The sequence below is a fragment of the Aureimonas sp. SA4125 genome, assembly GCF_019973775.1.
In the GTDB taxonomy this organism is placed as follows: Bacteria; Pseudomonadota; Alphaproteobacteria; order Rhizobiales; family Rhizobiaceae; genus Plantimonas.
Genome location: NZ_AP025032.1, coordinates 2,548,032 through 2,573,591 on the forward strand (window position 1 = coordinate 2,548,032; position 25,560 = coordinate 2,573,591).

General features: G+C 64.9%; 25 protein-coding genes. 3 read left to right on the plus strand and 22 right to left on the minus strand.

From position 1 onward, the window contains the following. Positions 1-67 precede the first annotated feature (67 nt). The 11 genes from msrB to Sa4125_RS11900 form a co-directional block, all read right to left on the minus strand. Positions 68-475, minus strand: coding sequence for a peptide-methionine (R)-S-oxide reductase MsrB (msrB, locus tag Sa4125_RS11850; protein WP_223998276.1), 408 nt, complete (start codon positions 473-475; stop codon positions 68-70). Between the two features lie 434 nt (positions 476-909). After that, positions 910-2,091 (minus strand): Gfo/Idh/MocA family oxidoreductase, encoded by a 1,182-nt coding sequence (locus tag Sa4125_RS11855; RefSeq protein ID WP_223998277.1) that lies wholly within the window; start codon positions 2,089-2,091, stop codon positions 910-912. A 54-nt stretch (positions 2,092-2,145) separates the two neighbouring features. Continuing rightward, positions 2,146-3,201, minus strand: coding sequence for a sugar phosphate isomerase/epimerase (locus Sa4125_RS11860; protein ID WP_223998278.1), 1,056 nt, complete (start codon positions 3,199-3,201; stop codon positions 2,146-2,148). A gap of 201 nt (positions 3,202-3,402) precedes the next feature. Then, a complete protein-coding gene (gene rbsK, locus Sa4125_RS11865) occupies positions 3,403-4,323 on the minus strand; it encodes a ribokinase (RefSeq protein ID WP_223998279.1) in 921 nt (306 codons plus the stop codon). Positions 4,324-4,629: 306 nt separating this feature from the next. Beyond that, positions 4,630-5,376, minus strand: a complete 747-nt coding sequence (locus tag Sa4125_RS11870) for an SDR family NAD(P)-dependent oxidoreductase (protein WP_223998280.1) — start codon at positions 5,374-5,376, stop codon at positions 4,630-4,632. A 12-nt stretch (positions 5,377-5,388) separates the two neighbouring features. Further along, positions 5,389-6,576 carry an alanine--glyoxylate aminotransferase family protein gene (locus tag Sa4125_RS11875; RefSeq protein ID WP_223998281.1) on the minus strand — a complete coding sequence of 396 codons (1,188 nt, stop codon included), beginning with the start codon at positions 6,574-6,576 and terminating at the stop codon, positions 5,389-5,391. Between the two features lie 24 nt (positions 6,577-6,600). Further along, positions 6,601-7,407, minus strand: a complete 807-nt coding sequence (locus Sa4125_RS11880) for an N-acyl homoserine lactonase family protein (protein WP_223998282.1) — start codon at positions 7,405-7,407, stop codon at positions 6,601-6,603. Between the two features lie 50 nt (positions 7,408-7,457). Beyond that, positions 7,458-8,393 (minus strand): ABC transporter permease, encoded by a 936-nt coding sequence (locus tag Sa4125_RS11885; protein WP_223998283.1) that lies wholly within the window; start codon positions 8,391-8,393, stop codon positions 7,458-7,460. A 3-nt stretch (positions 8,394-8,396) separates the two neighbouring features. Continuing rightward, entirely contained in the window at positions 8,397-9,488 is a 1,092-nt protein-coding gene (locus tag Sa4125_RS11890; RefSeq protein ID WP_223998284.1) for an ABC transporter permease, read from the minus strand. After that, positions 9,485-11,047, minus strand: a complete 1,563-nt coding sequence (locus tag Sa4125_RS11895) for an ABC transporter ATP-binding protein (protein WP_223998285.1) — start codon at positions 11,045-11,047, stop codon at positions 9,485-9,487. The genes Sa4125_RS11890 and Sa4125_RS11895 overlap by 4 nt, the downstream gene beginning before the upstream one ends. A 64-nt stretch (positions 11,048-11,111) precedes the next feature. Further along, positions 11,112-12,164, minus strand: a complete 1,053-nt coding sequence (locus Sa4125_RS11900) for a BMP family protein (protein WP_223998286.1) — start codon at positions 12,162-12,164, stop codon at positions 11,112-11,114. Positions 12,165-12,234: 70 nt separating this feature from the next. Between Sa4125_RS11900 and Sa4125_RS11905 the strand changes: the two genes are divergently transcribed. Then, positions 12,235-12,645, plus strand: coding sequence for a hypothetical protein (locus Sa4125_RS11905; protein ID WP_223998287.1), 411 nt, complete (start codon positions 12,235-12,237; stop codon positions 12,643-12,645). A 20-nt stretch (positions 12,646-12,665) separates the two neighbouring features. Here Sa4125_RS11905 and Sa4125_RS11910 read toward each other — a convergent pair whose 3' ends face one another. The 11 genes from Sa4125_RS11910 to Sa4125_RS11960 all read right to left on the minus strand — a co-directional run bounded on the left by Sa4125_RS11910 (position 12,666) and on the right by Sa4125_RS11960 (position 23,565). Then, positions 12,666-13,673: a TRAP transporter substrate-binding protein gene (locus tag Sa4125_RS11910; protein ID WP_223998288.1), complete on the minus strand. Its 1,008-nt coding sequence runs from the start codon at positions 13,671-13,673 to the stop codon at positions 12,666-12,668. A gap of 14 nt (positions 13,674-13,687) precedes the next feature. Further along, positions 13,688-14,959: a TRAP transporter large permease gene (locus Sa4125_RS11915; protein ID WP_223998289.1), complete on the minus strand. Its 1,272-nt coding sequence runs from the start codon at positions 14,957-14,959 to the stop codon at positions 13,688-13,690. Then, positions 14,956-15,510, minus strand: a complete 555-nt coding sequence (locus Sa4125_RS11920; protein WP_223998290.1) for a TRAP transporter small permease — start codon at positions 15,508-15,510, stop codon at positions 14,956-14,958. Before Sa4125_RS11920 ends, Sa4125_RS11915 begins: the two co-directional genes overlap by 4 nt. 4 nt (positions 15,511-15,514) lie before the next feature. Further along, entirely contained in the window at positions 15,515-16,444 is a 930-nt protein-coding gene (gene fhmpcd1 / locus Sa4125_RS11925; protein ID WP_223998291.1) for a 5-formyl-3-hydroxy-2-methylpyridine 4-carboxylate 5-dehydrogenase, read from the minus strand. Between the two features lie 85 nt (positions 16,445-16,529). Continuing rightward, complete coding sequence (locus tag Sa4125_RS11930; RefSeq protein WP_223998292.1) at positions 16,530-18,146, minus strand: choline dehydrogenase; 1,617 nt, start codon at positions 18,144-18,146, stop codon at positions 16,530-16,532. Positions 18,147-18,254: 108 nt separating this feature from the next. After that, positions 18,255-18,974 carry a class II aldolase/adducin family protein gene (locus Sa4125_RS11935; protein WP_223998293.1) on the minus strand — a complete coding sequence of 240 codons (720 nt, stop codon included), beginning with the start codon at positions 18,972-18,974 and terminating at the stop codon, positions 18,255-18,257. Positions 18,975-18,993: 19 nt separating this feature from the next. Further along, positions 18,994-20,277 carry an IS66 family transposase gene (locus tag Sa4125_RS11940; RefSeq protein ID WP_223998294.1) on the minus strand — a complete coding sequence of 428 codons (1,284 nt, stop codon included), beginning with the start codon at positions 20,275-20,277 and terminating at the stop codon, positions 18,994-18,996. 133 nt (positions 20,278-20,410) lie between these two features. After that, positions 20,411-20,869 (minus strand): YbhB/YbcL family Raf kinase inhibitor-like protein, encoded by a 459-nt coding sequence (locus Sa4125_RS11945; protein WP_223998295.1) that lies wholly within the window; start codon positions 20,867-20,869, stop codon positions 20,411-20,413. A gap of 27 nt (positions 20,870-20,896) precedes the next feature. After that, positions 20,897-21,487, minus strand: a complete 591-nt coding sequence (locus Sa4125_RS11950) for an amino acid synthesis family protein (RefSeq protein WP_223998296.1) — start codon at positions 21,485-21,487, stop codon at positions 20,897-20,899. Between the two features lie 61 nt (positions 21,488-21,548). Then, a complete protein-coding gene (locus tag Sa4125_RS11955) occupies positions 21,549-22,688 on the minus strand; it encodes an NAD(P)/FAD-dependent oxidoreductase (protein WP_223998297.1) in 1,140 nt (379 codons plus the stop codon). A gap of 46 nt (positions 22,689-22,734) precedes the next feature. Beyond that, complete coding sequence (locus Sa4125_RS11960; protein WP_223998298.1) at positions 22,735-23,565, minus strand: alpha/beta hydrolase; 831 nt, start codon at positions 23,563-23,565, stop codon at positions 22,735-22,737. Positions 23,566-23,782: 217 nt separating this feature from the next. On the opposite strand from Sa4125_RS11960, the gene Sa4125_RS11965 reads away from it, so the two are divergent. Both Sa4125_RS11965 and Sa4125_RS11970 read left to right on the plus strand, forming a co-directional pair. Continuing rightward, positions 23,783-24,451, plus strand: a complete 669-nt coding sequence (locus tag Sa4125_RS11965) for a GntR family transcriptional regulator (protein WP_223998299.1) — start codon at positions 23,783-23,785, stop codon at positions 24,449-24,451. A 108-nt stretch (positions 24,452-24,559) separates the two neighbouring features. Beyond that, entirely contained in the window at positions 24,560-25,516 is a 957-nt protein-coding gene (locus Sa4125_RS11970; protein WP_223998300.1) for a GMC family oxidoreductase, read from the plus strand. Positions 25,517-25,560 lie beyond the last annotated feature (44 nt).

Genomic DNA, 25,560 nt, shown 5'->3' on the forward strand with positions numbered 1-25,560 from the left:
GAGCCTTTTATCTCCTGGGCTGAATCGTTGCAGCGATGACCGCCAAGCGTCGCCACGGGTCCGGACGTCAGTCCTCGACAGGATGAAAGTTCATCGCGACGCCATTGATGCAGTAGCGCAGGTGGGTCGGCGGCGGGCCATCATCGAAGACGTGGCCGAGATGACTGCCGCAGCGCGCGCAGTGGCACTCGGTCCGCACCATGCCGAGCGTGCGATCGACGGTCGTCGCGATGGCCCCCGGCATGGGGTCGTTGAAGCTCGGCCAGCCGGTGCCGCTCTCGAATTTGCGCGTGGACGTGAAGAGTTCCTGGTCGCAGCCGGCGCAGGAGAACGTGCCGTCGCGCTTCTCATAGTTCAGCGCGCAACTACCGGGCCGCTCGGTGCCATGACCGCGCATAACGCGATACTGCTCGGGAGAGAGAAGCGCGCGCCATTCGGCGTCGGTGCGGGTCACGGGATAGGTCTGAACGTCCATGAAAGTGCTCCGTTGGTCTGCCCTTGAGGCGCTATGATCCTCATATGGGCCCGCTTGCGGGAGAGGCAAAGAGGGCCGCGACTGGGGCAGCTGAAAGAACCTCCTTGGGCAGACTGTCCAAATCCCCTGTGACGCGCCACGACGCACCCGCGGCTCGGCCAGCATCAGCGGATGAATGTGCCGCGCAGACAAAGCGTTGTCCCCTTTTCCAGATTCTGACTGGCAGACAAGCGGCCGGGACCCGGCACGGTCCGCGCGAGCCAGCCTGCGCGTCCTTGCCAGCAGCGGGCAACCGTCAAATGGGCACAAGCGCCGCACGCTGATGAGCGCTCGGCTGCAACTTTGACGACCGCCGCGACACGTTCCAGCAAGGCCGGGCGAGAGGTGACAGGAAATTCAGCCACTTGTCGCAAACACCTAAAGCGTCCCGGCAATCATGACCCGCCGTCGATGTGCGTCCAGGCGCTTCCGGCTGCCGAGGAGCGGACGGCGGCCTCGATGAAGGCGAGCCCCGCCATCCCGTCGGCAATGGTGGGATAAAGGACCTCCGGCGGCGGCGGCCGGCCGGCATCGGATGTCCGGATCGCCGCGGCCGCCTCGGCATAGATGGTCGCAAACCCCTCGAGATAGCCCTCGGGATGTCCGGCCGGGATCCGCGAGACGCGTGCCGCCGCCGGCCCCGAACCCGCACCGTTGCGCGTCAACAGCCGTTTTGGATCTCCCAGCGGCGTATGCCAGAGGAGGTTCGGGTTCTCCTGGTGCCATTCGAGCCCCCCCTTCGACCCGTAGATCCGAAGCTTCAGGCCGTTCTCATGGCCGGGCGCGACCTGGCTGCACCAGAGCGTTCCCCGGGCGCCGCCCCGATAGCGCAGCATGATGTGGGCATTGTCGTCGAGCTTTCGCCCGTCGACGAAGGTGTGGAGTTCGGCCGCCAGCTGCTCCGCCTGGAGACCGCTGACGAAGCAGCCGAGCTGATAGGCGTGGGTGCCGATGTCGCCGATCGACCCGCCGGCGCCCGCCTGTGCCGGGTCGACCCGCCATCCCGCCTGCTTGGAGCCGGTATCCTCGGTGCGGCCGGACAGCCAGTCCTGCACATATTCCGCCTGCACGAGCCGGATGTCGCCGAGTTCGCCACTCGCCACCATCTCCCGCGCCTGCCGGATCATCGGGTAGCCGGAATAATTATGGGTGAGGACGAAGACCTTGCCGCTGGCCTCGATCAGCCGGGCCAGTTCCCGTGCATCGGAAAGCGACGTCGTCACCGGCTTGTCGCAGATGACGTGGACGCCTTTTTCGAGAAAGGCCCGGGCGACCGGAAAATGCATGTTGTTGGGCGTGACGATCGCCACCGCCTCGATGCCGTCGGGCCGCTCGGCCTCGCGATCGGCCATCTCCTGGAAGGACCCGTAGCTCCGCTCGTCGGCGAGCCCGATTTCCCGGCCCGATGCCCTGGCCCGTGCTGGATCGGACGACAACGCCCCCGCCACCAGCTCGAACTGGTCGTCCAGCCGCGCCGCAATCCGGTGCACGCCGCCGATGAAGGCGCCCTGCCCGCCGCCGACCATGCCGAGCCGGATGCGCCGGTCCCGGATCTCGCTGCGTCCCTCGATGCTCATCATTCCTCCCGCGTCTTCTGCCGAACGGGCGCTCTCTCGGCGCCTCTGGCTGTTTCAGGCGATGCCGAGCATCCGCCGGTTCGCGGCCTCGTCCGTCCCGCCCGCGGCGAAATCGTCGAAGGCCTTCGCCGTCACCGCGATGATGTGGCTCGCGATGAAGGGCACCCCCTCCGCTGCCCCCTGTTCCGGCGATTTCAGGCAGCACTCCCATTCCAGCACCGCCCAGGAATCGTAGTCGTGCTCGGCAAGCTTCGAGAAGATGCCGGCGAAATCCACCTGCCCGTCGCCGAGCGATCGAAAACGTCCGGCGCGTTTTACCCAGGGCTGATAGCCGGAATAGACGCCCTGCCGCCCCGTCGGATTGAACTCGGCATCCTTGACGTGAAAGGCGCAGATCCGCTCGTGATAGATGTCGATGAAATCGAGGTAATCGAGCTGCTGCAGCACGAAGTGCGAGGGGTCGTAGTTGATCTGGCAGCGGGGATGGTTGCCGGTGCGCTCGAGGAACATCTCGAAGGTCGCGCCATCGAAGAGGTCCTCGCCCGGATGGATCTCGTAGCCGACGTCGCAGCCGGCGGCATCGAAGGCGTCGAGAATCGGCGTCCAGCGTTTTGCCAGCTCGTCGAAAGCTGTCTCGACGAGGCCGGCCGGCCGCTGCGGCCAGGGATAGAGATAGGGCCAGGCCAGCGCCCCCGAAAAGGTCACATGGCTCGTGAAACCGAAATGCTGCGACGCCTTGGCGGCAAGCTTCATCTGCTCGACGGCCCATTCCTGCCGCGCCTTCGGATTGCCGCGCACCTCCGGCGCCGCAAATCCGTCGAAGGCGTCGTCGAAGGCGGGATGAACGGCGACGAGCTGGCCCTGCAGATGCGTCGACAGGTCGGTGATCTCCACACCCGCCTCGCGGCAGACGCCGGCGATCTCGTCGCAGTAATCCTTGGACGTGCCGGCCTTGCCGAGGTCGAAAAGCCGCGCGTCCCAGGTCGGGATCTGCACGCCTTCATAGCCGAGATCGGCGGCCCAGCCGGCGATTCCCGCCAGGCTGTCGAACGGCGCCGAATCGCCCGCGAACTGGGCGAGAAAGATCGCCGGCCCCTTCATCGTCTTCATCAACAGCCTCCCCAAGCATATGGCACGGGGCCGGTCTCCCAACCGGACGCATTCCCGCGCGTTCGAAGCGGAGATTAGGCGGCGTCGGCGCAAAGGTGAAGCGGGCAATCCTTTGCGTCGGGCAAAGAACTGTTGTCCCGCGAACGCGGAGGACCGTCTCCCGTGATCCTTGTCAGGTCCCCCGGCCCGATGGCCGCCCGCTCAAGCGGCGGAATGCTGCCTGAATTCGTCCGCCGTCAGATAGCTCGCCTGTGTTCCGCGCCGGGTGATCGACAGGGCGGCGTAGCGCGCCGCCTGCCGCAGCGAGGCTTCGACCGCGCCGCCGGCGGCATAGAAATGCGCGAAGGCGCCGATGAAGGCGTCGCCGGCGCCCGTCGTGTCCACCGGCTCGACCGCGACCGGGGCGATCTGCCGGACGGCCTCCGCCGTCACCAACAAGGCGCCGCGGCTGCCCATGGTGACGATGACGGTCTTGATTCCCTTCGCAATCAGGCTCTGGGCCGCCGTCTCGACCGCCGCCTGCGTATCGACCGGAAGACCGGAGAGCAGCGCCAGTTCTGTCTCGTTCGGCACGAGGAAGCTGACGTCGCGGATTTTCTCGACGTCGAGATCGGCGGCGGCCGGCGCCGGATTGAGCAGAACCTCGATCCCCCGCGCCTTGCCGAAGGCGATGGCGTGGTAGACGGTCTCGACGGGGACCTCCATCTGCAGGAGGATCAACCGGCAGCTCGACAGAGCATCTGCTGCGGCATCGACATCGCCCGGCAGGAGGTGATCGTTGGCGCCCTTGACGATGAGAATGGCATTCTCACCGGTATGGTCGACGAAGATCGGCGCGACGCCCGAGGAGACCCCGGCCACCCGCCCGACATGATCGACGCGCACGCCATTGGCACGAAAGTTCTCGATCTGCTGCTCGGCGAACGGATCGTCTCCGACTTTCGTCACCATCACCACGTCGCAGCCGAGACGGGCGGCGGCAACCGCCTGGTTTGCTCCCTTGCCGCCATGTCCGATCACGAAGGAATCGGCCGCCAGCGTCTCGCCCGGCGCCGGCATGCGCGGCCCGTAGGTGACGAGGTCCATCATGTTCGAGCCGATGACGGCAATCCGGGTGGCCATGCGATCTCTCCCCTTGCAGCGACAACCGGCACCACGCCTGCGTCTCAGCGGCCGGCCCCTGCCCTGCCGGAGCGCCCGCGCCGCGTGACGCCGTCGCCTGCGCTATAGGGCGCAATTCCGTCCGCCGGGCAACAGGTTTACCGGGCAGAGGTGACCCGGTCTGCCTGAACAGGCTCGGCGGCCTGATAAGTGGATTGCCTGCCCGGTTTAGGCCGCGGCAAGAAGCGGCTGCATGAAGCCAGCGCCGCCCGGAGTTTCGGTCCCAGGCTCGAATGCGGGCATCGTCCGTCGTGGAAAGCCCCAAAATTAATGCCGCACCATCCCCGCATCGACATTGATGGTTTGGCCGGTCATCCAGCGCGCATCGTCTGACGCCAGAAAGGACACCACGTCGGCGATGTGCTCGGGTTGGCCCTTGCCTTTCACCGCCTGCAGCATCTCCACGAACTCGAAGGCGCCGTTGTGCGGGCTGATCTTGACGCCTTCGCTCTCGATCAGGCCGGGCGTGACCGCATTGGCGGTGATGCCGTGCTGGCCGAGTTCCGTCGCCAGTGCGCGTGTGAAGCCGATCACACCGCCCTTCGCGGCCACATAGGCGGCCATGTTGGGCGTGCCGGCGAAGAAGGTGTTGGAGGCGATCGAGATCACCCGCCCGGCCTTCTTCTTCGCGCGCATCTGGTCCGTCGCGGCGCGCGTGACGATGAAGGTGCCGGTGAGGTTGACGTCGATGATCTTGCGCCAATGGGCGAGATCGACGTCGTCCCATGCCACGAAAGGCACGATGGACGCGTTGTTGACGAGGATATCGACGCCACCCGTCCTGCTGTCGATCTGCGCCAACATGGAGGCGACGGCGTCGGGATCCGAAATGTCCGCCGTGATGGCAAAGGCCCCCTGGCCGATCGCTTCGGCAGCGGCGACAGCGCCTTCCGCGTTGACGTCGCTCACCACGACCGTCGCGCCATCGGCCGCCAACCGTGCGGCGATCGCCTTGCCGATACCCTGTGCCGCGCCTGTGACCAGCGCCGTGCGCCCTGAAAGTCTTCCGCTCATCCTGATCTCCTGTTAGCCGACGGGTTCATCTGCGTTGATTTCGGCGATCGCGGCCGCGACGCCGGCCGCCGTATCTGTCTTGGCGCCGGCCGCCTCGAGCGTGCCGCCGACAGCCGCAAGCGCGGCGATGGCGTAGATCGGCTGGGCTGTCGGCCCCATGTGACCGATGCGCGTCAGCTTGCCGAGGGTCTCTCCCCGACCCGACGAGAAGACGACGCCAAAGCGCGAACGCACCTCGCGCCGAAGCGCCGCCTCGTCGATGCCTTGCGGCGTCCTGAACGCGGTGGTCGTCGGCGAGGCGATCTCTTCGCGCGCCGCCCAGATTCCGAGCCCCATGGCGCGCAGGCCTGCCCGCGTGGCTTTCGCGGTCAGCTCGTGCCGCGCCCATACCGTCTCGGGGCCCTCGGCGAGATAAAGGTCGAGCGCCCCGTCAAGGCCGTTCATCTCGGCGACCGACGGCGTAAAGGGAAAGGGCTCCGTGCGCGACCAGGCGTTCTCCCAGTCGAGGATCGACAACATCGAGGCGCGCGGGGCCGCCGGATTGGCCTTCATCTTGTCCCAGGCGCGGGGGCTCACCCCCATCATGGTCAGGCCGGGGGGCGCGCCGAGGCACTTGCTCGGTCCGGTGACGTAGATGTCGGCCCGGCAATCCTCCGGGTGGGTCTTCATGCCGGCGAAGGACGACACGGCGTCGACGATCAGATAGGCGCCGTGTTCGGCGACCACCGCACCGATCTCGTCGATCGGGTTGATGGTGGCGGAAGGCGTGTCGTGATGGCAGACCGAGACGACCGACACCTCGGGATGACGCGCCAGCATGTCGCGCACGGCCTGCGGGTCGATCGCCTCGTTATAGGCGGTCTCGATCTCGAGCAGATTGGGCGAATAGCGCTTCGCCCAGTAGCCGAAGCCCTTGCCATAGACACCAGAGGCGAGGTTGAGCACCGTGTCGTCGGGCGTAATGAGCGACGCCGCCGCGGCCTCGAGCCCCAGCACCGGCTCGCCATGCAAAATGACCGGCTTGGTCGACAGCCGCATCGCCTTCTGCGTCTTTTCGACAACCTGTTCGTAGAACAGCTGGAAGGCCGGGTCGTAATCGTAGAGCACCGTGCGACCGAGCGCCTGCAGGACCTCGGGATAGGCGTTCACCGGGCCGGAGGTCAGCGTCATCACCGGCTTGTCGTGGTCTGAATAGCGCATGTCCTTCACTCCACTTAGTCGGCCTCAGCTGTAGAAGCGCGTGCCGGTGCGATATGTCTCGAAGCTCTCCATGTCGTGCGAGAAGAACAGCTCCGCATCGTGGTCCTCGGCATACTTCTTGATGCGCAGCATCGATTCGATGCCCTTGACCGGGTCGATGTGGAACGAGGCCTGGCACAGCGTTTCCAGGCTGCGGCGCGTATAGGCAGCGTCGAGCACCAGCATCATCGGGCGCCGGTTGGCCAGTTCGATCATCACCGCGTAGTTGCCGACCGCATGGCCGGGCGCAAACAGCATGTGGACGCCCTTGGCGATCTCGAAGTCACCCTCGACGCCCTCGAAGGTCGTATTGGCCCGCGTTGCGGTGGTGAGCAACTGGTCGGTCAGACCCCGCGCCTCGGCCGCTTCGACGGAGAAGCTCAGATCGGAATAGCCGAGATGCTCGAAGGGAGCTGGATTGCAGGCCTGCGGCACCTCCAGCTTGTGGCACACCTTGCGCGCGTCGGGGAAATACTTGTTGCCGCCACAGTGATCGAAGTGGAAATGGGTATTGAAGACGACGTCGATGTCCTTCGGCTCGAGCCCGATCAGCTTGAGCGCCCCTGGCATGGTCTGATCCTTGGTCTGGATCGGCTTTTCGAAGGGCAGAACCTTCATAACGTGATCGTAATCGTAGCCGGTGTCGATCATGAACCGGCCCTCGGCATGCTCGATCAGAATGGAATAGCTCGGGAAGCGCACTTCGCCCCCGGGGCCGCGGTTCCAGAAGATGTGGTAGCCGTCGAGAACGAGCGAGCCACCATCGAGAAAATAGACCTTGGTATCCGTCATGCTTAACTCTCCTTCTTTGCGCGGGTTCCCGCCACGTCGTTGGGTCTGCGTCAGCGCGCACCGCGCTCGTAGGGAATGCCGAGTGCCGCCGGGAGGCTGGCCCGGCGCCCGAAGAGGACCAGCATGGCCATCACGGCCAGGAAGGGCAGCATCTGGATGAGGTCGGTCGGGATGTTGATGCCGGCGACCTGCGCCGCCGTCGTCATCGACAGACAGACGCCGAAGATCAGCGCGCCGATCAGGACCCAGGCCGGTCGGCCACGCGCCAGCATTGCGAGCACGATCCCGAGGAAGCCCGCCCCGTTGGTGATGAAGGGGATGAAAAGTCCCGCGCCGACATTGGCCAGGTAGGCGCCCCCCAGCCCCGCCATGCCGCCGGTGAACAGCACGGCCATCGTCCGGGTGCGGATGACATCGATGCCGGCGACGTCGAGCGCTGCCGGCTTGTCGCCCGCCGCCTGCAGGCTCAGTCCGAGTTGCGTGCGCCGATAGACCCAGATCATCACGACGACCATCGCCACCGCGAGATAGACGATCAGATGATGCCGGAAGAGCGCCGGACCGAGGACAGGTATGTCGGACAGGAACGGGATCACGGTCGCCTCGGCGGCCGGCAGCCGCGGATAGCTGCGCGAAAACTGGAAGTGGTGCAGGATCGCCGTCAGCCCATCGAGGCCCAACGTCAGCGCAATGCCGATGACGATCTGGTTGAGGCCGATGCGGACGCAGAGCAGCGCCATCAGGGCGGCCACGGCGATGCCGCCCACGGCGCCCGTGAGGAATCCAAGCCAGAGCGACTCGGAATAATAGGCGCCGACGAAGCCGAGATAGGCGCCCGAGATCATCATGCCTTCGATGCCGATGTTGAGCACGCCGGCTTTTTCCGACATCTGTTCGCCGAGGCCGGCCAGCAGCAGCGGAATGGCCGCCGTCACGGCGCCGAAGAACAATGCCGCCAGGAAGGTCTCACTGAGAAATCCGCTCATCGCTCAAGCCCTCCGCGCCTGGTTCATCCGGTTGTCCAGATACTCGGCGATCGCGAGCGTGATCAGCACCGTCGAGATCAGGACCAGCGTGAAATGCTGGGGAACGCCAAGTCGCCGCGCCGCACTCTCTCCGCCGATCGACAGCACCGACAGCAGGAATACGAAACCGATGGCCGCGAGGCCGTTCATGCGGGCGAGGAAGACGACGGGTATGACCGCAAGGCCATAGGCCGGGTTCCAATCTGCCCGGACATTGCCCTGAATGCCGATGATGTCGATCGCGCCGCCCATGCCGACCAGCCCTGCCGAGATCGCGAAGACCGCGACGGTCAAAAGCGGGACGTTGAGGCCGGCGTGAACGGCCGCGCGCGAATTGGCGCCGACGGTCCTCAGCTTCAGGCCGAAGGCCGTCCGGGTCATGACGAGGTGGACCACGATGATGGCAACGAGACCATAGACGAGGCCGCTCGTGATGGTCGTTTCGAAGAGGCGCGGCAGCCGGTCGGCGACTGGCAGCGTGCGCGTCTGCGGCACGGTGGTGGCGGGGTCGAGGAAGACGAGCTTGACCAGGACATTGGCCAGCGAGACGCCGAGGAACGACATCATCAGCGTGGTGATGATCTCGTTGACCCCCTGATAGGCGCGCAGCAGCGCCGGGACGAGCGACCAGAGCATCGCGACAGCGGTGGCGATCAGGAAGGCCGCCAGCATCGCGAGCCAGGCGGGCAATGCCTGGACCAATAGCGGCGCACTGGCGGCGGCGGATACGGCGCCGAGCAGGAACTGGCCGTCACCGCCCAGATTCCACATGCCGGCGCGAAAGGCGACGATGAGGCCGGCCGCGATGAACAGCAGCGGCGCCATGCGCGTCAGCGTCTGCTGCAATCCGAGCGGCGACAGCAGGCCGCGCTCCACGACAAGCCCGTAATAGGCGAGCGGGTCGACGCCGACGGCGAGCAGCACGCCACCGGCGAGCACCAGCGAGACGACGACGGGCCCGAGCGTGATGAGAAGTCGGCGGCCAATGTCGCGACCGGGCTGGCCTGGCGGGGTGGCAACGGCGCTTTCGGCGCTGGAGACGGTCTTGTCACTCATGCTGGAAGTCCGATCATGAGACGACCGACCCGCTCGCCGGCGCGCGCGCCGTTCTCGACGGTGCCGACAAGGCGTCCCTGCGAGATGACGGCGATGCGGTGGCACATGGACAGCAGCTCATCCAGGTCGGTGGAGATCAGGAGGACCGCCAGGCCCTGCCCGGCGATGTCGCGGACACGTTGCCGCGTGGCCAGTGTATTGGCGAGGTCAAGACCGTAGGTCGGCTTGTTGAAGATCACGGCGCGCGCGCTGTCCGCGAGTTCGCGGGCGATGAGCACCTTCTGGATGTTGCCGCCCGACAGCCGGCCGACCGGCGTCGAGACGCCGGGCGTGCGCACATCGTAAAGCCGCGTCAGTTCCCGCGCCCGCTCGTCAATCGCGCCTGCGCGCTCGACCCCGGAGCGCCAGTACGGCGGCTCGCCGATCTGCTTCAGGAAGTAGTTGATCGAGACGGGGAAGGTTGCCACCGTCCCCTCCCCCAGCCGGTCATCGGTGAGGTAGCGCAGCCCCTTCCGGCGCCGCTCGCCGACATTGAGCGCATCGAGCTTTTCCCCGGCCAGCGTCACGCTGCCGCCACTTGCCGTCCGCTGACCGGCAAGTGCCTCGGCAAGCTGCTTCTGGCCGTTGCCGTCAATGCCGGCAATGCCCAGGATCTCGCCACGCCCTATACGGAAGGAAATCGCCTCAAGGCCAGGCGCATCCGAAGTCGCAGCGACGCAAAGGTCGCGCACGACGAGCAAGGCGTCGTCATTAGCGGCCCGCGGCGGAATGGTGACGGCATCGTCGCCGGCCTGGCGGCCGAACATCATCGCCACGATCTCGTCGACCAGTGCGCCGCGATCAAGCGATCGGAGCTGTTCCGGTCGCATCTCGCCGACCTTGCGGCCGAGTTTGAGCACCGAGACGCGGTCGCCGAAATCGGCCGCTTCGCCAAGCTTGTGGGTGATGAAGACGACGGCAAGCCCGCGATCGACGAGCCGCCGCATCAACGCGCCGAGTTCGGCGGCGCCTTGCGGCGTCAGCATCGACGTCGCCTCGTCGAGGATCAGCACCCGGCTGTCGCGCAGCAGCGCCCGCACGATCTCGACCTGCTGTTGCTCGCCGAGCGACAATTCGGAGACGCGCGTGCCGAGGTTGATCTCGATACCCAGCGGCCCGGTGATTTCCGCGACACGGGTGGTAAGTTCGGCGATCCTCGGTCGCTGCCACCAGCGGCCGCCAAGCGCGAGGTTCTCGGCGACGGTCAGCGTCGGCACGAGCATGTTGTGCTGGAAGACCGTTCCGATGCCGAGCGAGAGGGCATGGCTCGGCGAGCGGATCGACATTTCCGTGCCATCGACCAGAATGCGGCCGCCGTCCGGCTGCTGCAGGCCCGACAGGAGGCCGATCAGCGTGGACTTTCCGGCCCCGTTCTCGCCGAGCAGCACATGCACTTCGCCGGCGCGAATCTCGAGGTCGATGCGGTCATTGGCAACGATCCCCGGGAAGCGCTTCGTGACGCCTTCCAGCGCAACGATTGGCGGTGCCGCATTCTGCTGCTGCATCATGTGCTCAATCATCCCATTCCAGCTGGCTCGATCCAGGCGGAAGGGACACTGATGCCCCTTCCGCCTGGCGTCATTGCTACTGCGCAGCCGCGGACACATCCGTCATCAGGGCCCGTACGGCAGTGGCCTCGAAGACCGGCTCGATCTTGACCTCCCCCGAGATCATCTGATCGCGGACCGTCTGGATCTCGGTCCAGACGTCATCCGGGATCTGATCCGTCTTCAGCAGCTCGACCGAATTGTCGGCGAGACCGATCGCGTAGCGCTTGGTGCCAAACGTGTCGTCCTGCAGGTCCTTGATCATCGCCGCGTAGACCGGGGTGATGTTCCAGACGACCGAGCTGAGCAGGAAGCCCTTGCTGACCGAGGTCTTGTCACCGATCACATCGATGAACAGCACCTTGCCGCCGTCTCCTGCCTTGGCAGTTTCCACCGCCTGCAACATGCCGAAGCTCGAGCCGTTGCCCTGGCCGAAAATGATGTCGGCACCGGCCGCGATCACGCTTTCGGTCACGCGACGGCCGCCGGCGGCGTCGCTGTAGGCAGCCGGTCCGATCACCGCGTAGGTGATCTTCACATCCGGGTTCTCCGCCTTCACGCCCTGCGCGAAGCCGGCCGACTGCGAGTTCCACGACGGAGGCTCGCCGGAAACGACGATGCCGACATGCTTGGACCGGCTCATTTTGGCGGCCATGCGACCGGCAAGATAGGCACCCTCATGGCCGCTCAGCGTGTAATCGGCAACGAGGCCTTCCTTGAGCGCCTGAGGGGAGTCCACGATCGCCACCGGAACCTTGGTTTCCTCGGCGATCTCGGGTGCCGAGGTGGCGTAGCCGCTGGCATGGGCGATGATGAGGCTCGCCCCATCCGCAGCGATTTCGCGCAGCGCCGGGCGGACGTCGCCATAACCGAGACCCGAGGCGATGATCACCTCGATGCCGGCCGCCTCCGCCGCCGCTTTGGCCGCGTCAACGCCCTGCTGGTTCCAGCCGAAGTCGGTCCCTTCTTCCGGCGTCATGATGGCTATCGACTTCACCTCTGCAGCGAGGGCCGTACCGGCCAGAAACGCCGCGGTCACTACAGCGAGCACGCTGCGTTTGATCAAACTAGTTGTCACTTTGCTCTCCATTTGTTTGACTGTTCACGATCACATCCCGACTTCTTTTTATTTTTCTTAGAACTTTGGACTGGAGGCCTGCTTGGCGCGTTCACCTCTCCTTCTCGCTGTTGCCGCCTTCGCGGTCTTTGCTTGCCCCGCCGCGGGCGGCGAACCCGTGGACCAGAAGGGCCTTATCCGGCTGCCGGTGGACGTTAGAAATTCGGGGCATGACACCATCCTCTGCCAAGCCGAAATCGCACACTGGTTCGCGACCAATCTCGCCAGCATCGCGCCCGATGAACATGCCAGCCTCGACCTGCGTTTCGACACGCTCAGCGGCGCATGGGCGGCGATGAACGCGCGCGACGAGGCTCTCCCGGTCGAGCGCGCCTGGTGCGGCGTCAAGGGCCGCACCTACGAAACGCGCTGGGACCTTCCGCTAGAGCGCGACCAGCCGCAGGCGCGGCAACTCGACTGCCGGACCGAAGGCCCGAGACTTGCCTGCCGCTAAAATGGGACCGGCCTGCGCGCTCACTGCTGGGGCCTGGCGTCGACGAGGGCGCGCAAGCGATCATATTCCGCCTTTACCGCTGGCTCCGCGTCCAGGACGTCCGCCGCCAGCTTCGAGAAATCTGCCTCCATGGCGGCCTGGTCCTCGCTGGACAGCTCGTTGAGCTTGCCGCCATTGTCACTCCAGATCTTGTAGGTCTTCTCGACATTCTCGACGCCCCACGGGAAGACCAGCTCTTCAGCTGCGCGGCCTGCCTCGATGATCGCTGTCTTGACCTCATCGGTCTGGGTCTGGAACCAGTCCTCGTTCACCACAGTCACGGAGACGATCTGCGCGAAACGCAGATCGAGGATGTTCTTGCCGACGTCGTAATATTTGAAAGCCGTCAGGATCGGCATGCCGACAAGCATGCCATCGAGACCGCCGGACTCGAGCTGCGGAATGACCTCGGTCAGGGCCAGCGGCAACGGTGTCGCGCCCAGCAGCTCCATCGGCTTGATCTGCAGTGGCGACGCGAAAGTGCGGATCTTCAGGCCGCGCAGGCCATCGAGCGTCGTCACGTCCTTCATCGTGAAGACGACGGTCGGGCTGTTGTAGATCGCCCCGATGACGCGAAGACCCTTGTCGAGGAACATCTCCTCTAGATGGCCGCGATACTCGGGATCATGGATCGCGGCATGGACGTCGTCCGGCGTCTTGAACAGGCCGGGAACGTCGAAAGCCTGGAAGCGTGGATCGACATTGGTCATGAACGAGGTCGGGGTCGTGAAGGCCTCGATCGTGCCGAGCAACACGCCTTCGGCCATGCGCGGAATGGCGCCAAGCTGGCTGGCTGGATAGATTTCGGTCTTCAAGGCGTCACCGACGCGCGCCTGCAATTCGCTGGCGAACACCTTCTGCCATTCGTGCTGCACGTCGTTGATCGTCGCCGAGGCGAGCTTCATCGTCGACTGCGCCTGCGCCGCGGCGAGTGGCGTCAGTGCGATCGCGGAGGCAAGAAGAGCAAGTTTGAGGAATTTGACAAGCATGGAAATCTCCGTCGTTAGAGGCTCGACCCCAGCGTCAATGACAACGCCGGCACATAGGTGATGATGAGCAGCGCCAGCACGAGCACGATCGTGAAGGGCATGACTCCGCGATAGAGGGAGTGGGCCGGCAGGCCGGTGACCGACTGGGCGACAAAGATGTTCAGACCGAAGGGGGGCGTGAACATCCCGATGGCCAGGTTGACCGTCATGACGATGCCGAAGTGGATCGGATCGATGCCGAGGGATACGGCGATCGGCACCAACAGGGGCGCAAAGACGAGGATCGCGGATGTCGGGTCGAGGAAGCAGCCCATCACCAGCAGAGCGATGTTGACGACGAGCAGGAAGGTCAGCGCATCGAGCTGCAGCGCGTTGATCCACGCGATGATGGCCTGGGGTACGCCCTGGGTCGTCAGGATCCAGGTGATGACGCTGGCGGCCGCCACGATGATCAGGATCTGGCCGGACAGCATCGCGGCGTTGCCCGCGGCGCGGATGACGTCGCCAAGCGTCATCGTGCGGTAGATGAACATGGCGACAACGATGGCATAGACGCAGGCGAAGCCGCCGGCCTCGGTCGGGGAAAACAGGCCGAGATAGATGCCGCCGAGGACGAAGACGGGCATCAGGAGCGCCCAGAAGGCGTCTCTGGTAGCCTGCCATGCCACGCGCGGCTCGAAGCCGGCCTCGCTTGGAATGCGTTCGCGCCAACCAACCATGATGACGAACCCAGCCATCATCGCGGCCATCAGCAGCGCCGGAAGCACGCCGGCCTTGAACAGCCTCGGAATGGATTGTTCGGCCGCCAGCCCATACAGGATCATGGCGATGCTCGGCGGGATGACGATGTCGATCGCGCCGCTGGCGGCAATCAGTCCGCCGGCCCGCTCGCGTCCGTAGCCGGAAGCGACCAGCTTCGGATACAGCGTCTTTCCGAGCGCGGCGACGGCCGCGACGCTCGACCCGCTGATCGCACCGATCGCGGTGGAGGCGCCGACCGTGGCGACGCCGAGACTGCCCGGCACGCGCCCCACCATGGCCATGGCCCAGTTGATCAACCGGTTGGCGATGCCGCTGGAATTCATCAGCTCGCCGGCGAAAACGAAGAAGGGGATCGCCAGCAAGGCATAATTGTCGAGACCGCCGAACATGACCTGTTGCAGGGCGACCGCCGGCAAGGGCAGGACGAACATCATGGTGACCGCAACCGCGGTCAGAAACACCAGGAAGACGGGCGTGCCGACGGCAAGCAGCAAGAGCGGGAGGATGGCCAGCGAGAGAATCATGGCTGGACCTCTTTACGAGGTTCATTGCGAACCAACGCCGCCAGGTCGCGAACCAGCATGATCGCACCCGCGAGGGTCAGCCCGCCAAAGCCGACCAGCAGCGCGGCGTGCGGAATCGTCATCGGCACGCCGAGCCCCATGCTCTTCACGCCCAGTGCCGAGATGCGGCCGATGAAGAGCCAGGAGGCGTAGGTGGCGTAGCCGCAGGTAAACACCGCAGCCAGATCGTGGACGACACGCAGCAGGTGGTGGAACCGCCCTCTCGAGTAGAGCGGCAGCAGATTGACGTTGATGTGCGACCGCAGGAACAAGGAGAGGATCGAGGCGATCATGACCGCCCAGTTGACGACATAGACCATCAATTCGTCGGCCCCCACGGGCGAGATGCCGAACAGATAGCGGCTGGCCGCATTCAGAAAGTTGACTCCGACAACAAAGAGCAGTGTCAGGCCAAGCAGGAAGTGCAGCACGTTCATCGCCGAGCCCGCCAGACGCGACGGCGCCGTGATCGGGTCAGTCTCGGTCAAAGTGGCGCGATCGGTTCCTGCCATGACCCTAGTCGCTGCCCTCGAGGATGCGCCGGATGGCGACAAATTTTCGCGCGCGGTGTTTCTGGAGCTGGGCGATCTGGTCGGGCGTGTAGGCGTAGATGCCCTCCCCCGACTTGATGCCCAGCGTGCCGGCCGCGATCTTGGCTCCGATCATCGGCGCGACATCCTTGCGATCCGAGAGTTCGGCGTTGAGGAACGACGAGACCGAGTTGTAGATGTCCAGTCCCGCCATATCGAGCAGGGCCATCGGCCCGACGACGGCGAGCTTGTAGCCGATGCCCCAGGAGACGCAGGTATCGATGTCCTCGGGCTCGATAACGCCGTTTTCCACGAGGTCGACCACTTCGCGCAGAAGCGCATAGAGCACGCGGTTTTCGACGAAGCCCGGCACGTCCTTCTTCACCACGACGGGCAGAAGGCCCAGCGCGCGAATGAGGTCGCGGATGATTTGGACGGTTTGCGGGGCCGTCTGCGCTCCCGCGATCACCTCGATCATCGGGATGATGTGCGGCGGGTTCGACCAATGCATGCCGACCATGCGCGCGGGATGGGAGATATGCGCCTGGAGCTTGGTGATCGGAATGCCGGACGTGTCCGATGCGACGATCGTGTCGGGAGCGATCAGCCCGTCGATCCTGCGATAGACCTCGGCCTTGATCGTCTCGTTTTCCGGTACGTTCTCGATGATGAGGTCGGCGGCCGAGACAGCGGTCGCGAGGTCGTCGGCGAAGTGCACGGTCCCGACACCGTCCGCCGGAGGCGCGATGCCCAGAGCGTCGAGAACGGTTTCGGCGGTGCCAAGCATGGACTTTGCCCGCTCGATCGCGGCGGCAGAGACATCATGGGCAACCACGTCGAGACCGCCCCTCGCGAGCCGGGCGGCCATGCCGGGCCCCATCGTGCCGAGACCGATGATGGCGACGCGGCGGATCATCGAGACACACCGGATGCGCTGGAACCAACCGTACGAACCGCTAGTGCCAACCTTTCGCAGCATGCCTCGATTTTGCGTTCGCGCATCAAGTCCTCCCCGATGTCGTGATGAGATCAGCGGCCTTCTCGGCGATCATGATCACCGCCGCGTTGATGTTGCCGCAGACGAGATCCGGCATGACCGACGCGTCGACCACCCTGAGGCCGCCGAGACCGCGCACACGCAACTGCGGATCGACCACGGAGGCCGCGTCGGCGCCCATCCGGCAGGTCCCCGCCGGATGATGGACGGTGATGGACGTCTTGCGGATGTGCTCGTCGATCTCGTCGTCGCTCTCGCATTTCGGACCGGGAAAGAACTCCGCCTCGACGAAGGGCTGCATGGCGGGTTGCCTGGCCAGGTCCCGGGCTACCCGGAAGCCGGCCCGCAGCGACTCCCAGTCTCTCGTCGAGGCGAGGAAGTTCTGATGGATCAGCGGCGCCGCGGCGGGGTCGGCCGAGGCTAGCTTCACCGAGCCCCGGCTTTCAGGCTGCGTCGCCACGACCCGCGCTGCGAAGCCATCAGCAAACGGCGCCTTGAACGGCTCGAAATAGGGCCACGCGGCAAGCGGAGCTGCCGTGAACAGCAGCTGCACGTCCGGCAGAGGCCGGTCAGCATCGCTTTTCAGGAAGGCGACGACGCCGCCGGGAACATCGCCCGAAAAGCCCTTGCCGGTCAGATAGGTCTTGACGAAATCGAGGCCGATGCGGTCCGCGCGCATCATGCGTCTGAACGGACCGGGTTCCCGGCGACGGTACATGAGAATGACCGAGACATGATCCTGCAGGTTCTTGCCGACCGCGGGGAGGTTCAACCGCGTCTGGATGCCGTGGCCGCCCAGTTCCTCCTCGTCGCCGATGCCGGACAGCATCATCAGTTGCGGCGTGTTGATGACACCGCCCGACAGCAGCACCTCGCGGCGCGCGATCACCGTGCGCTCGGCGCCCTGATGCGTCAGCGTGATCCCGGTGGCGCGCGCGCCCTCGAGCACGATCCCGATTGCCATCGCGTTCGTCAGTACCGTCAGGTTCGGACGTTTCAGCGCCGGCCGCAGATAGGCGCTGGCGGTGGAACAGCGACGACCCTTGGAGATCGTCATCTGCAGACGACCGAAACCGTCCTGCTCCGCGCCATTGTAATCCTCTGTCTGCGGATAGCCGGCCTGGACGCTGGCCTGCGCAAAGGCATCGATCAGCGGATCCTTGTAGCGGCAGAACTGGGTGCCGAGCGGACCTGTGCCGCCCCTGTATTCGTCGGCGCCCCCTTCCCAGCTTTCCTGCTTGCGGAAATAGGGCAGGACCTTCTCGTACGACCAGTCGCTCAGCCCGGACGCTGCCCAGCGATCGTAATCCCCTCGATTGCCACGCACATAGGCCATGGCGTTGGTCGACGATGAACCGCCGATGACCTTGCCGCGCGCGCACTCGACCCTGCGGCCACCGACATTTGCCTCAGGTTCGCAGAAATACATCCAGTCATGCCGGCGCTCAGTGAGGATTTTTCCCCAGCCAAGCGGAATCTGGATCATCGGATCGCGATCCCAGCCGCCGGCCTCCAGCAACAACACCGAGCATTTCGGATCCGCGCTCAGCCGGTTTGCCAAGACGCAACCGGCCGATCCGGCCCCAACGATGACGTAGTCGTAGCTTTCCGCGTGCGGCATGGTGAGTTTCGCTGCCTTCCCGTTATGCGCCTGCGCCAGAAGGATATCGAGACCGGACGCCCTGCTTCCGGGCCGGGCTCGATTCTCGCGAGGTTTTTTCCAAGGACATCACGACAGCAGGCCCACTTCCCGCAGGCGCTGCGACCAGTGGTTCCAGCCGCGGTCAATCTGCGCCCCGACGAGCTTGCCGGCCGTGGTGACCTCGCCCGGCGAAAGATACTTGACCGTGCCGATCTGCAGGCCGGCCGTGAGCGCCGCCGCCTCCTGCTCGAGATAGAATGCGCGGAACACCACTTCGCGGATGGAGTTGCCGACGTTCACCACGCCATGGCGGGCCATCAGAACGACGGTCTGCTTTCCGAGGCTTTCCGCGATGTCCGCACAGACCTCGCGACTGCCGCCGAAGAGATCCGTCTCCTCCCCCCGCTTGTCACGGATTTCGTAGACGGGCACGGACTCGCCCATGAACGCACCCATATGCGTCACCGGGCGCAAGGGCGTATCGACGAAGCAGTAGGGCAGCACGGCCGGCGAGTGGGTGTGGAGCACACACTGAACGTCCGGCCGCGCCTTGTAGATCTCGCTGTGGATGTAGCGCTCAAGGTAGGACGGGCGGTTGTCCGTCGTCTCCCCGTCGAGATTGAAGCGAAGAATATCGTCCTTCGTGATCATGCTCGGCGCCAGTTTTTCGGCCAGGAAGAAGCTCTCGGCGTCGAGCGGGTCACGCACGCTGATGTGCCCGAACGTATCCATGATGCCTTCGTGCAGCAGGATCTTGGTCGCGATGACCAGCTCTTCGAACAGCTTCGGGTGAGTGTAATTACCCACCCCCGCATTCCGTAGAATGTCAGGCGCCTACCGTCTCGAGAATTGTGTTGAAGACGTTGCCCCCTTGGCGCAGCCGGGCGGTATCGACGACGGTTCGGATGTCAGCTTCGCCTTCGGCGGCCCACATGGATCGATAGCCGTTGGTGACCTTGCGCTGGATCACGGCCGGTCGCAGGGCGCGCTCGCAGCCGTTGTTGGTGGCCTCGACCATCCCGGTCCAGAGAGTGAAGGTCAGGAGCTGGTCGCGCGCTCGCCTGAACTTGTGCTGGACCACTCGAGCGAAAGGGCAGGAGGTCGGTGCGGCGAGGATCTCGGAAAGACTTCGCTCCAGTGCACGGCGCTTGGCGACGATGGTCGATGCGGCGAAGGTCGTGATGCCGCTGGCCAAAGCGAAAGCCTTGGACAGCCAGATCCGCAGCCGCGACGGCAGCAGATCCTCGCCCGCCTGTTCGGCGTAGGCGACGTCGCGGGCCAGATGAGCCAGACAGGTCTGATGGGCGTCGGCATGTCCCTGCTGGGCAGAGTAGCGATCGGAACACCAGACCTTTGGCCGGTGCCCGTCCATCAGGGTCCTGACCACGATGGCACCACGGGTCGGAGCGGCACGATGGACGACTGCGTCATCGCAGCGAAACACCCATTGGAAGGCGTTGCTGCCTTCGATGCGAACGCCGGTCTCGTCCGAGGCCACCACCTTGGAGCGGCGCAGGGCGGCAATGGCGAGATCGCGGTCGGCGACGAAGGTGCCCTGCGCCCGGCGCAGCATGTTCATCAGCCCGCCCTGGCTGATCTGCAAGCCGAAGAGATCGGCCAGAGCTTTCTGAAGCCGTTCATAGGACAGGGCCTGGAAGGTCTTAAGATAGGTCGCCACCGCATGCAGCCGCGGCCCGAACGGCGTCCCCCTTGCCGCATCGGGCAATCCCGCTGAGACAAGCGTGCCGCAGGAAGGACAACAAACCGAAAGCCGGCGATGACGCGTCACGAACGGCTTGATCTCCGGCAGATCGACCGTCTCGTACGTGCCGCCGATCTCCGCGGGAAGGCTATCGGCCAGGGCTGCCTGGCAGCAGGAGCATTGCTCGGGACGGTGATCGACGAGCCGATCGAAATCCTCACCCATCGCTCGGCTGTGGCCTTCGTGACCGGGCTTGGCGCCGCCAGGTCTTGCCTGCTCACGGCGCTCCTTGCGGTCACTAGACGGAGGCTTCGAGGATGTGCGTGACGTCTTCTCCGGACGCTGAATCTTCAGCACCAGATCGATCAACTCTTCCTTCGTCAGACGCTGCAAATCACCGCGATCCATCCGTCCATGGATTCAGGGAATTCGGCCCGTGACAAGGGGGTGGGTAATTACGGGTGAGTACTATTGACCTCTGGCATCAGCGCCCCCTCCAATCACAAGCAACTTGAATTTTCAGTCGACAGGCGGTGTCGCCTCATTTGTTCTCGTAGAGACCGACTATGCGGTTCTGCTCGATGATGTTGCCGGCATAGGTTTCCAGGAATTGCTCTCGGGTCGGCGTTCCTTCGACATTCGTATCGAGCGCGTAGACCCAGAAATAGTAGTGATGGATGCCGTGCCCGGCGGGCGGCTGGGGTCCGTAATACTGCTTGTCGCCGGCCCCGTTGGGACCGACGCGAAACCTGTCCTGCGCGTCCGAGAGGTCGGTTGCCGACGGGTCGATGCCGTAGACGGTCCAATGGGTGAAGCCGTTGGCCAGGGGCGCGTCAGGATCGTGGCAGATCACCGCCAGTTCCTTGGTGCCGGCGGGGACGCCGCTGACCGTGAGCCTTGGCAAGACGTTGCCCTTGTCGCCGGCATGCTCGTCGCGCAGATGTCCTAGCGGCTCGAAATCCGCCGAAATTATCTTGAGATCCATAATGTTCAGGGGCATGGGCCTATGCTTCCAATTCCGGTGGGCCTAGACGGCCGCGTTGAGGTCCGCGACGGTCTTGCCGCCGACGCGCTGGTGCACGCGCGGACCGGTTGCCACGGCGACGCAGATCAGTAGCTCGTCCGGACGTGGTCCGTCCGGCACTGAGAAGGTGACCGCGTCGTAGTGCGAGCGGATGTAGAGCTCGTCCTTGTGGGCGAGCGGGATGTCGATTGCCGTGCCGGCCGCGGCAACCTTGCTTGCTGACGAAATCCAGGCCTCGCCGCCGCCGACCGCTTCGCGCAGCGGATTGCCGAACGCCGTGGTGATGCAGGCGACGACATGTTCCTGCTCTCCGGACGTGCCGGCGATGCCGCCCTTGCCGTAACTTTCGACCGCGCGGCCACGAAGCAACGCGGCAGCGCGCTCACCCAGCGCATAACCGATGGCAAGGCTTGGCCTGGTAAGGTCGCCCAGGTCAGCGACGAACTTTCCAGCGAACGGATTTCGAATGATGACGCCAACCGCCGCCTTGATCAGCGTATCTCCCGGCGTGCCGCCGTCATGCCGGATCTCATGGACGAGGGAGTACCACCCCCTGACCGCGTAGTGCCTTTCGACTTCGACCGAATAATCCATTCCTATCTCCCGAGAAGCGGGCCGCTGATGCGCACCCAGATTCTGTGACGGTGGTCCGGTCCTACTGCGGCCATGAAGAGACCTTGCGCAGCGGGTCGTAGCAGGCAGCCTCCAGTGCCGCCGGCGTGAACATGTTGCCCTTCGACAGAGAGCGATTGGCCGCGTAGTCGGCGGAAATGGCCTGGCAGCGGTCAGTGATCGGGCGCATTCGCTTTTCCCACCCGACCAGCGCCTCTTCGATGGACGAAGCGGACGCGACGTCCTGGGCAATGCTGAAGGCATTGACCATCGAGCAGCCAGCGCCCTGTGCGAGCGCCGGGCACATCGCATGCGCGGCATCCCCGACCAGCGCGACCCTGCCGCGCGTCCAACTATCGAGCTTGGTGGTCTCGTACTTGTCGTATCTGGCCGACTGCAGCTTCGCCGCCTCGACGAGACAGGGTTCCAGGAACGGGAACATCTCGACCCATACGTCCAGGTCGATCGGCACGCGAGACCCGCGCGGATCGGCCGCTGGCGCCATCATGCCGAGATAGAGTTCCCTGTCGTTGCACGGCGAATAGAGGATGCGCTGGACGCGTGGGCTGGTGTTCCACATGTCGATGGTGTTGTCCCATTCGCCGTCCCCGAGTTCTTCCTTCTTGCGGGGCACGATCAGGCGGATGATGCCGTCGGTGGCGCTCCAGCGCTCCTGCTTGAAGCCGATGGAATCCCTGACCTTGGAGCCAACGCCGTCGGCGCCGACGATCAGGTCAGCCTCGAGGACCTCGCCGGTTTGCAGCGTCAAGCGGCCCTGCGGATCGGCGGCGACCGCCTCTGAGTTGACCCGGATATCAACACCCACTTCCCGCACGCGGCGGACCAGCGCGTCGTGCAGATGGCTGCGTGTCATGACCCGCCATGGCAGTCCGTTGAACGTTTCCCTGGAAACGGACTTGTTGTGCATCCAGGTCTCGTAGGTCGGCGGCGTGTGGGAGCCTTTCAGTACATCTTCCATCGCGCCGACGCCTTCCAGAACGCGCAGGCCGTTGTGCCAGAGATAGATGCCCGCGCCGAAGGCTCTGAGCTCCGGGCTCTTCTCGTGTAGGCGGACATCCCAGCCGTTCTGCCTGAGCGCGATAGCTGCAGTCAGGCCGGCAAAACCGCCTCCGGCAATTTCCGCACGGCGCGTTCTGCCGGAGGTTGAAGTCATGTTGGCCATTTTGCTGGATCCTGCTGATGCTTAAAGATGGTGCGGGTGCCGAGCCTCAGGCGTCGACGAAGTTGGCAAGGGCCCTCAGCGTGATCTCCGGAGCAACCTCGTTGACGTAGTGGTCGGCGCCGGGGACCACGACCACCGGGAGGTCGGGCCGCAGCCGGCTGGTCTTGGACAGCGCATCCGCCGAGACAAGCTTGCTGTGTTCGCCGCGGACGATGAGGACGGGCTTCGTCACCTGCTGATAGACCGGCACGAGATCCGCCCGGAGGCCCATTGCGGTCTGTGCCATGGCCGGTGGCGAGGCCAGCGGACGCAAGCCGCCCTCGACGGCGCGGTAGCCGCTCTCGGCGCGAATTTCGATCGCGGCCTGGGGAAGGTTCACGTAGCGACCGGCAAGATAGGCCTTGACCGCCGCGACATCCTTGAAGAGCTGATCGCCCGCGTTCACCCGGCTCTCGAGCGCATCAAACACGTCCGACTCGATGTAGGGCGTGAAGTCGATGGCGATGACCGACCGTACCAGGTCAGGGTAGATCGCCGCCGCCGTGACGGAGTTCCGTGCCCCCAACGAATGCCCCACGAGAATGGCCGGGCCGGCGTCGAGCGAGCGGATCAATCCGGCGATGTCAGCCGCGTAATCCTTCGCCTCGTAGCCGGAGTCGGGCTTGTCGCTGAGGCCATGCCCTCTCTGGTCGACCGCAATGGTCCTAAAGCGGCAGGACAATCGATCAACCAGCGGCGCGAAGACGGCCGAGTTTGACGTGATGCCGTGGAAGAATAGCATCAAGGGCCCGTGGCCCTGCTCGCGTACGTTCAGCGTGATGCGGCCAATGTCCACCCGTCGCGAATTCAGTTGGTCAGAAAAGGTGCCTGCCAGCATGTCCCGCCCCTCGCCACTGCTGCCTCTCAGCCGAGAATGGAGCACAGTATCCCGAGGCTCGTCAACACGGATTGTCTGTCAATCTGGCAATCTGGCAATATGCCAATCTTGAAGCTGACAACCGATCCGGGACACGCTATTGAGGCGCTGTCGCATGGCGTGTCGCGCCACGCATCGTGGGTCCGCCTGGAAACTCGCGCCGATTGATTGGAAGCCGATGGCAGATTTGAACTTGCGCGTTTCGCCTCGCACGGTTCAGCAGGGGACCGTCGACAAGATTCGATTGGCCATCTTTTCCGGGTTGTTCAAGCCTGGAAGCCGCCTCGTGGAAAGCCAGCTCTGCACGCAGCTGGGGGTCAGCCGCCCCTCGCTCCGGGAGGCCTTGCGCAGTCTGGAGGCAGAACGGCTGATCGAGATCGTGCCCAACAAGGGGCCCTCGGTCCCCGCCCTCTCCTGGCAACAGGCGATGGCCATCTACGAGGTCCGAGAGCTGTTGGAGGTCGAGGCCGCCGGCCGATGTGCCGCAAGGATCACGGAAGCGGAAGTGCAGGCGCTGGAAGCATCCCTCCTGGCATTCGAAGCGGCCGCTTCGAGCAAGGATGGCATGGCCCAGGTGACCACCGCGGCCGATTTCTACGCCATCATTCTCGCCAATTGCGGAAACCCTGTGCTGGAGGAGGTTCATCGGGGCCTTCTGGCCAGGGTCAGCTTCTTTCGGGGACGCTCGATGTCCCTGGAAGGCAGGGCGTGGAACAGTCTTCTGGAGATGCGGGAGATCTTCGAGGCGATCGCGGCCCGAGACGCGAAAGCCGCCCGGAAGGCGGCCAAGAAGCACGTCCTGAGGGCCAAGGCAGCGGCGAAGATTGCCATGGACAGCAATATCTGAGCGTCCCGCGTGCCGGTCGATCGCTTCCGGCATCCGGCGACGCTCGCAAGGCCCGCCGTCATCGGCCGTCGGCGGCGGGCGATACGCCGATGATGACACGGAGTGGTGATGACCCAGGCGCCGGACAGTGAACGCACGTGGAATTGCAATGTCGTCATCATCGGTGGCGGTTCTGCCGGGGCCCTGTTGGCAACACGCCTGAGCGAGAAGCCTGGGCGCCGGGTCCTCCTGATCGAGGCCGGCGAAGAACCCACCGATCCGGACATCTGGGTGCCCGCCGCCTGGCCGGCACTTCAAGGCCGCAGCTACGACCGGAACTATCGCACCGTGCCGCAGCAGGGGACCGCAGGTCGCATCCATCACTGGGCGCGCGGAAGGGTTGTCGGCGGATCAAGCTGCCTGCATGCGATGGGCTACATGCGCGGCCATCCTTTGGATTATCAGGCGTGGGTGGACGCGTCCGGCGATGACCGGTGGGGCTGGGATAAACTCTTGCCCGCCTTTCAGGCCATCGAAGATCATCCGCTCGGTGGCGATGGCGTGCACGGCAAGGGGGGCCCGATGCCGATCCATCTGCCGTCAGACGAGGTCAGTCCGGTCACGCGCGCGTTCATCGAGGCGGGCGCCGCTCTGCGCCTGCCGCGCCTTGAGGGGCACAATAGCGGCCGGATGATCGGCGTTACCCCCAATTCGATGAACATCCGCGAGGGGCGACGGGTCACGGCGGCGGATGCCTGGCTCACGCCCGCCGTTCGCGGCCGCGCCAACCTGACCATCCTTAAGGGTTCGCAGGCGCGGCGACTTGTCCTCGGTGGCGGCCAAGTCCGCAGCATCGAGGTGATCGGGCACGGGGGCTCAATCGATGTCTTTGCGGACCAGGTCGTCCTGTGTGCAGGCGCGCTGGAAAGTCCGGCCTTGCTGATGCGATCAGGCATCGGTCCAAGCGATGTGCTCGATACCGCGGGTGTAGGCTGCTTGATCGAGATGCCGGAAATCGGTCGCAACCTTCAGGACGGTAGTGTCCGCGCTCGTGGTGGAAATTCCGACATTGAAAGGTGTGGCTGAGGCGGTCACCGGATAGGGCGGCTAAGGTGGAGTTGCGAGACTTC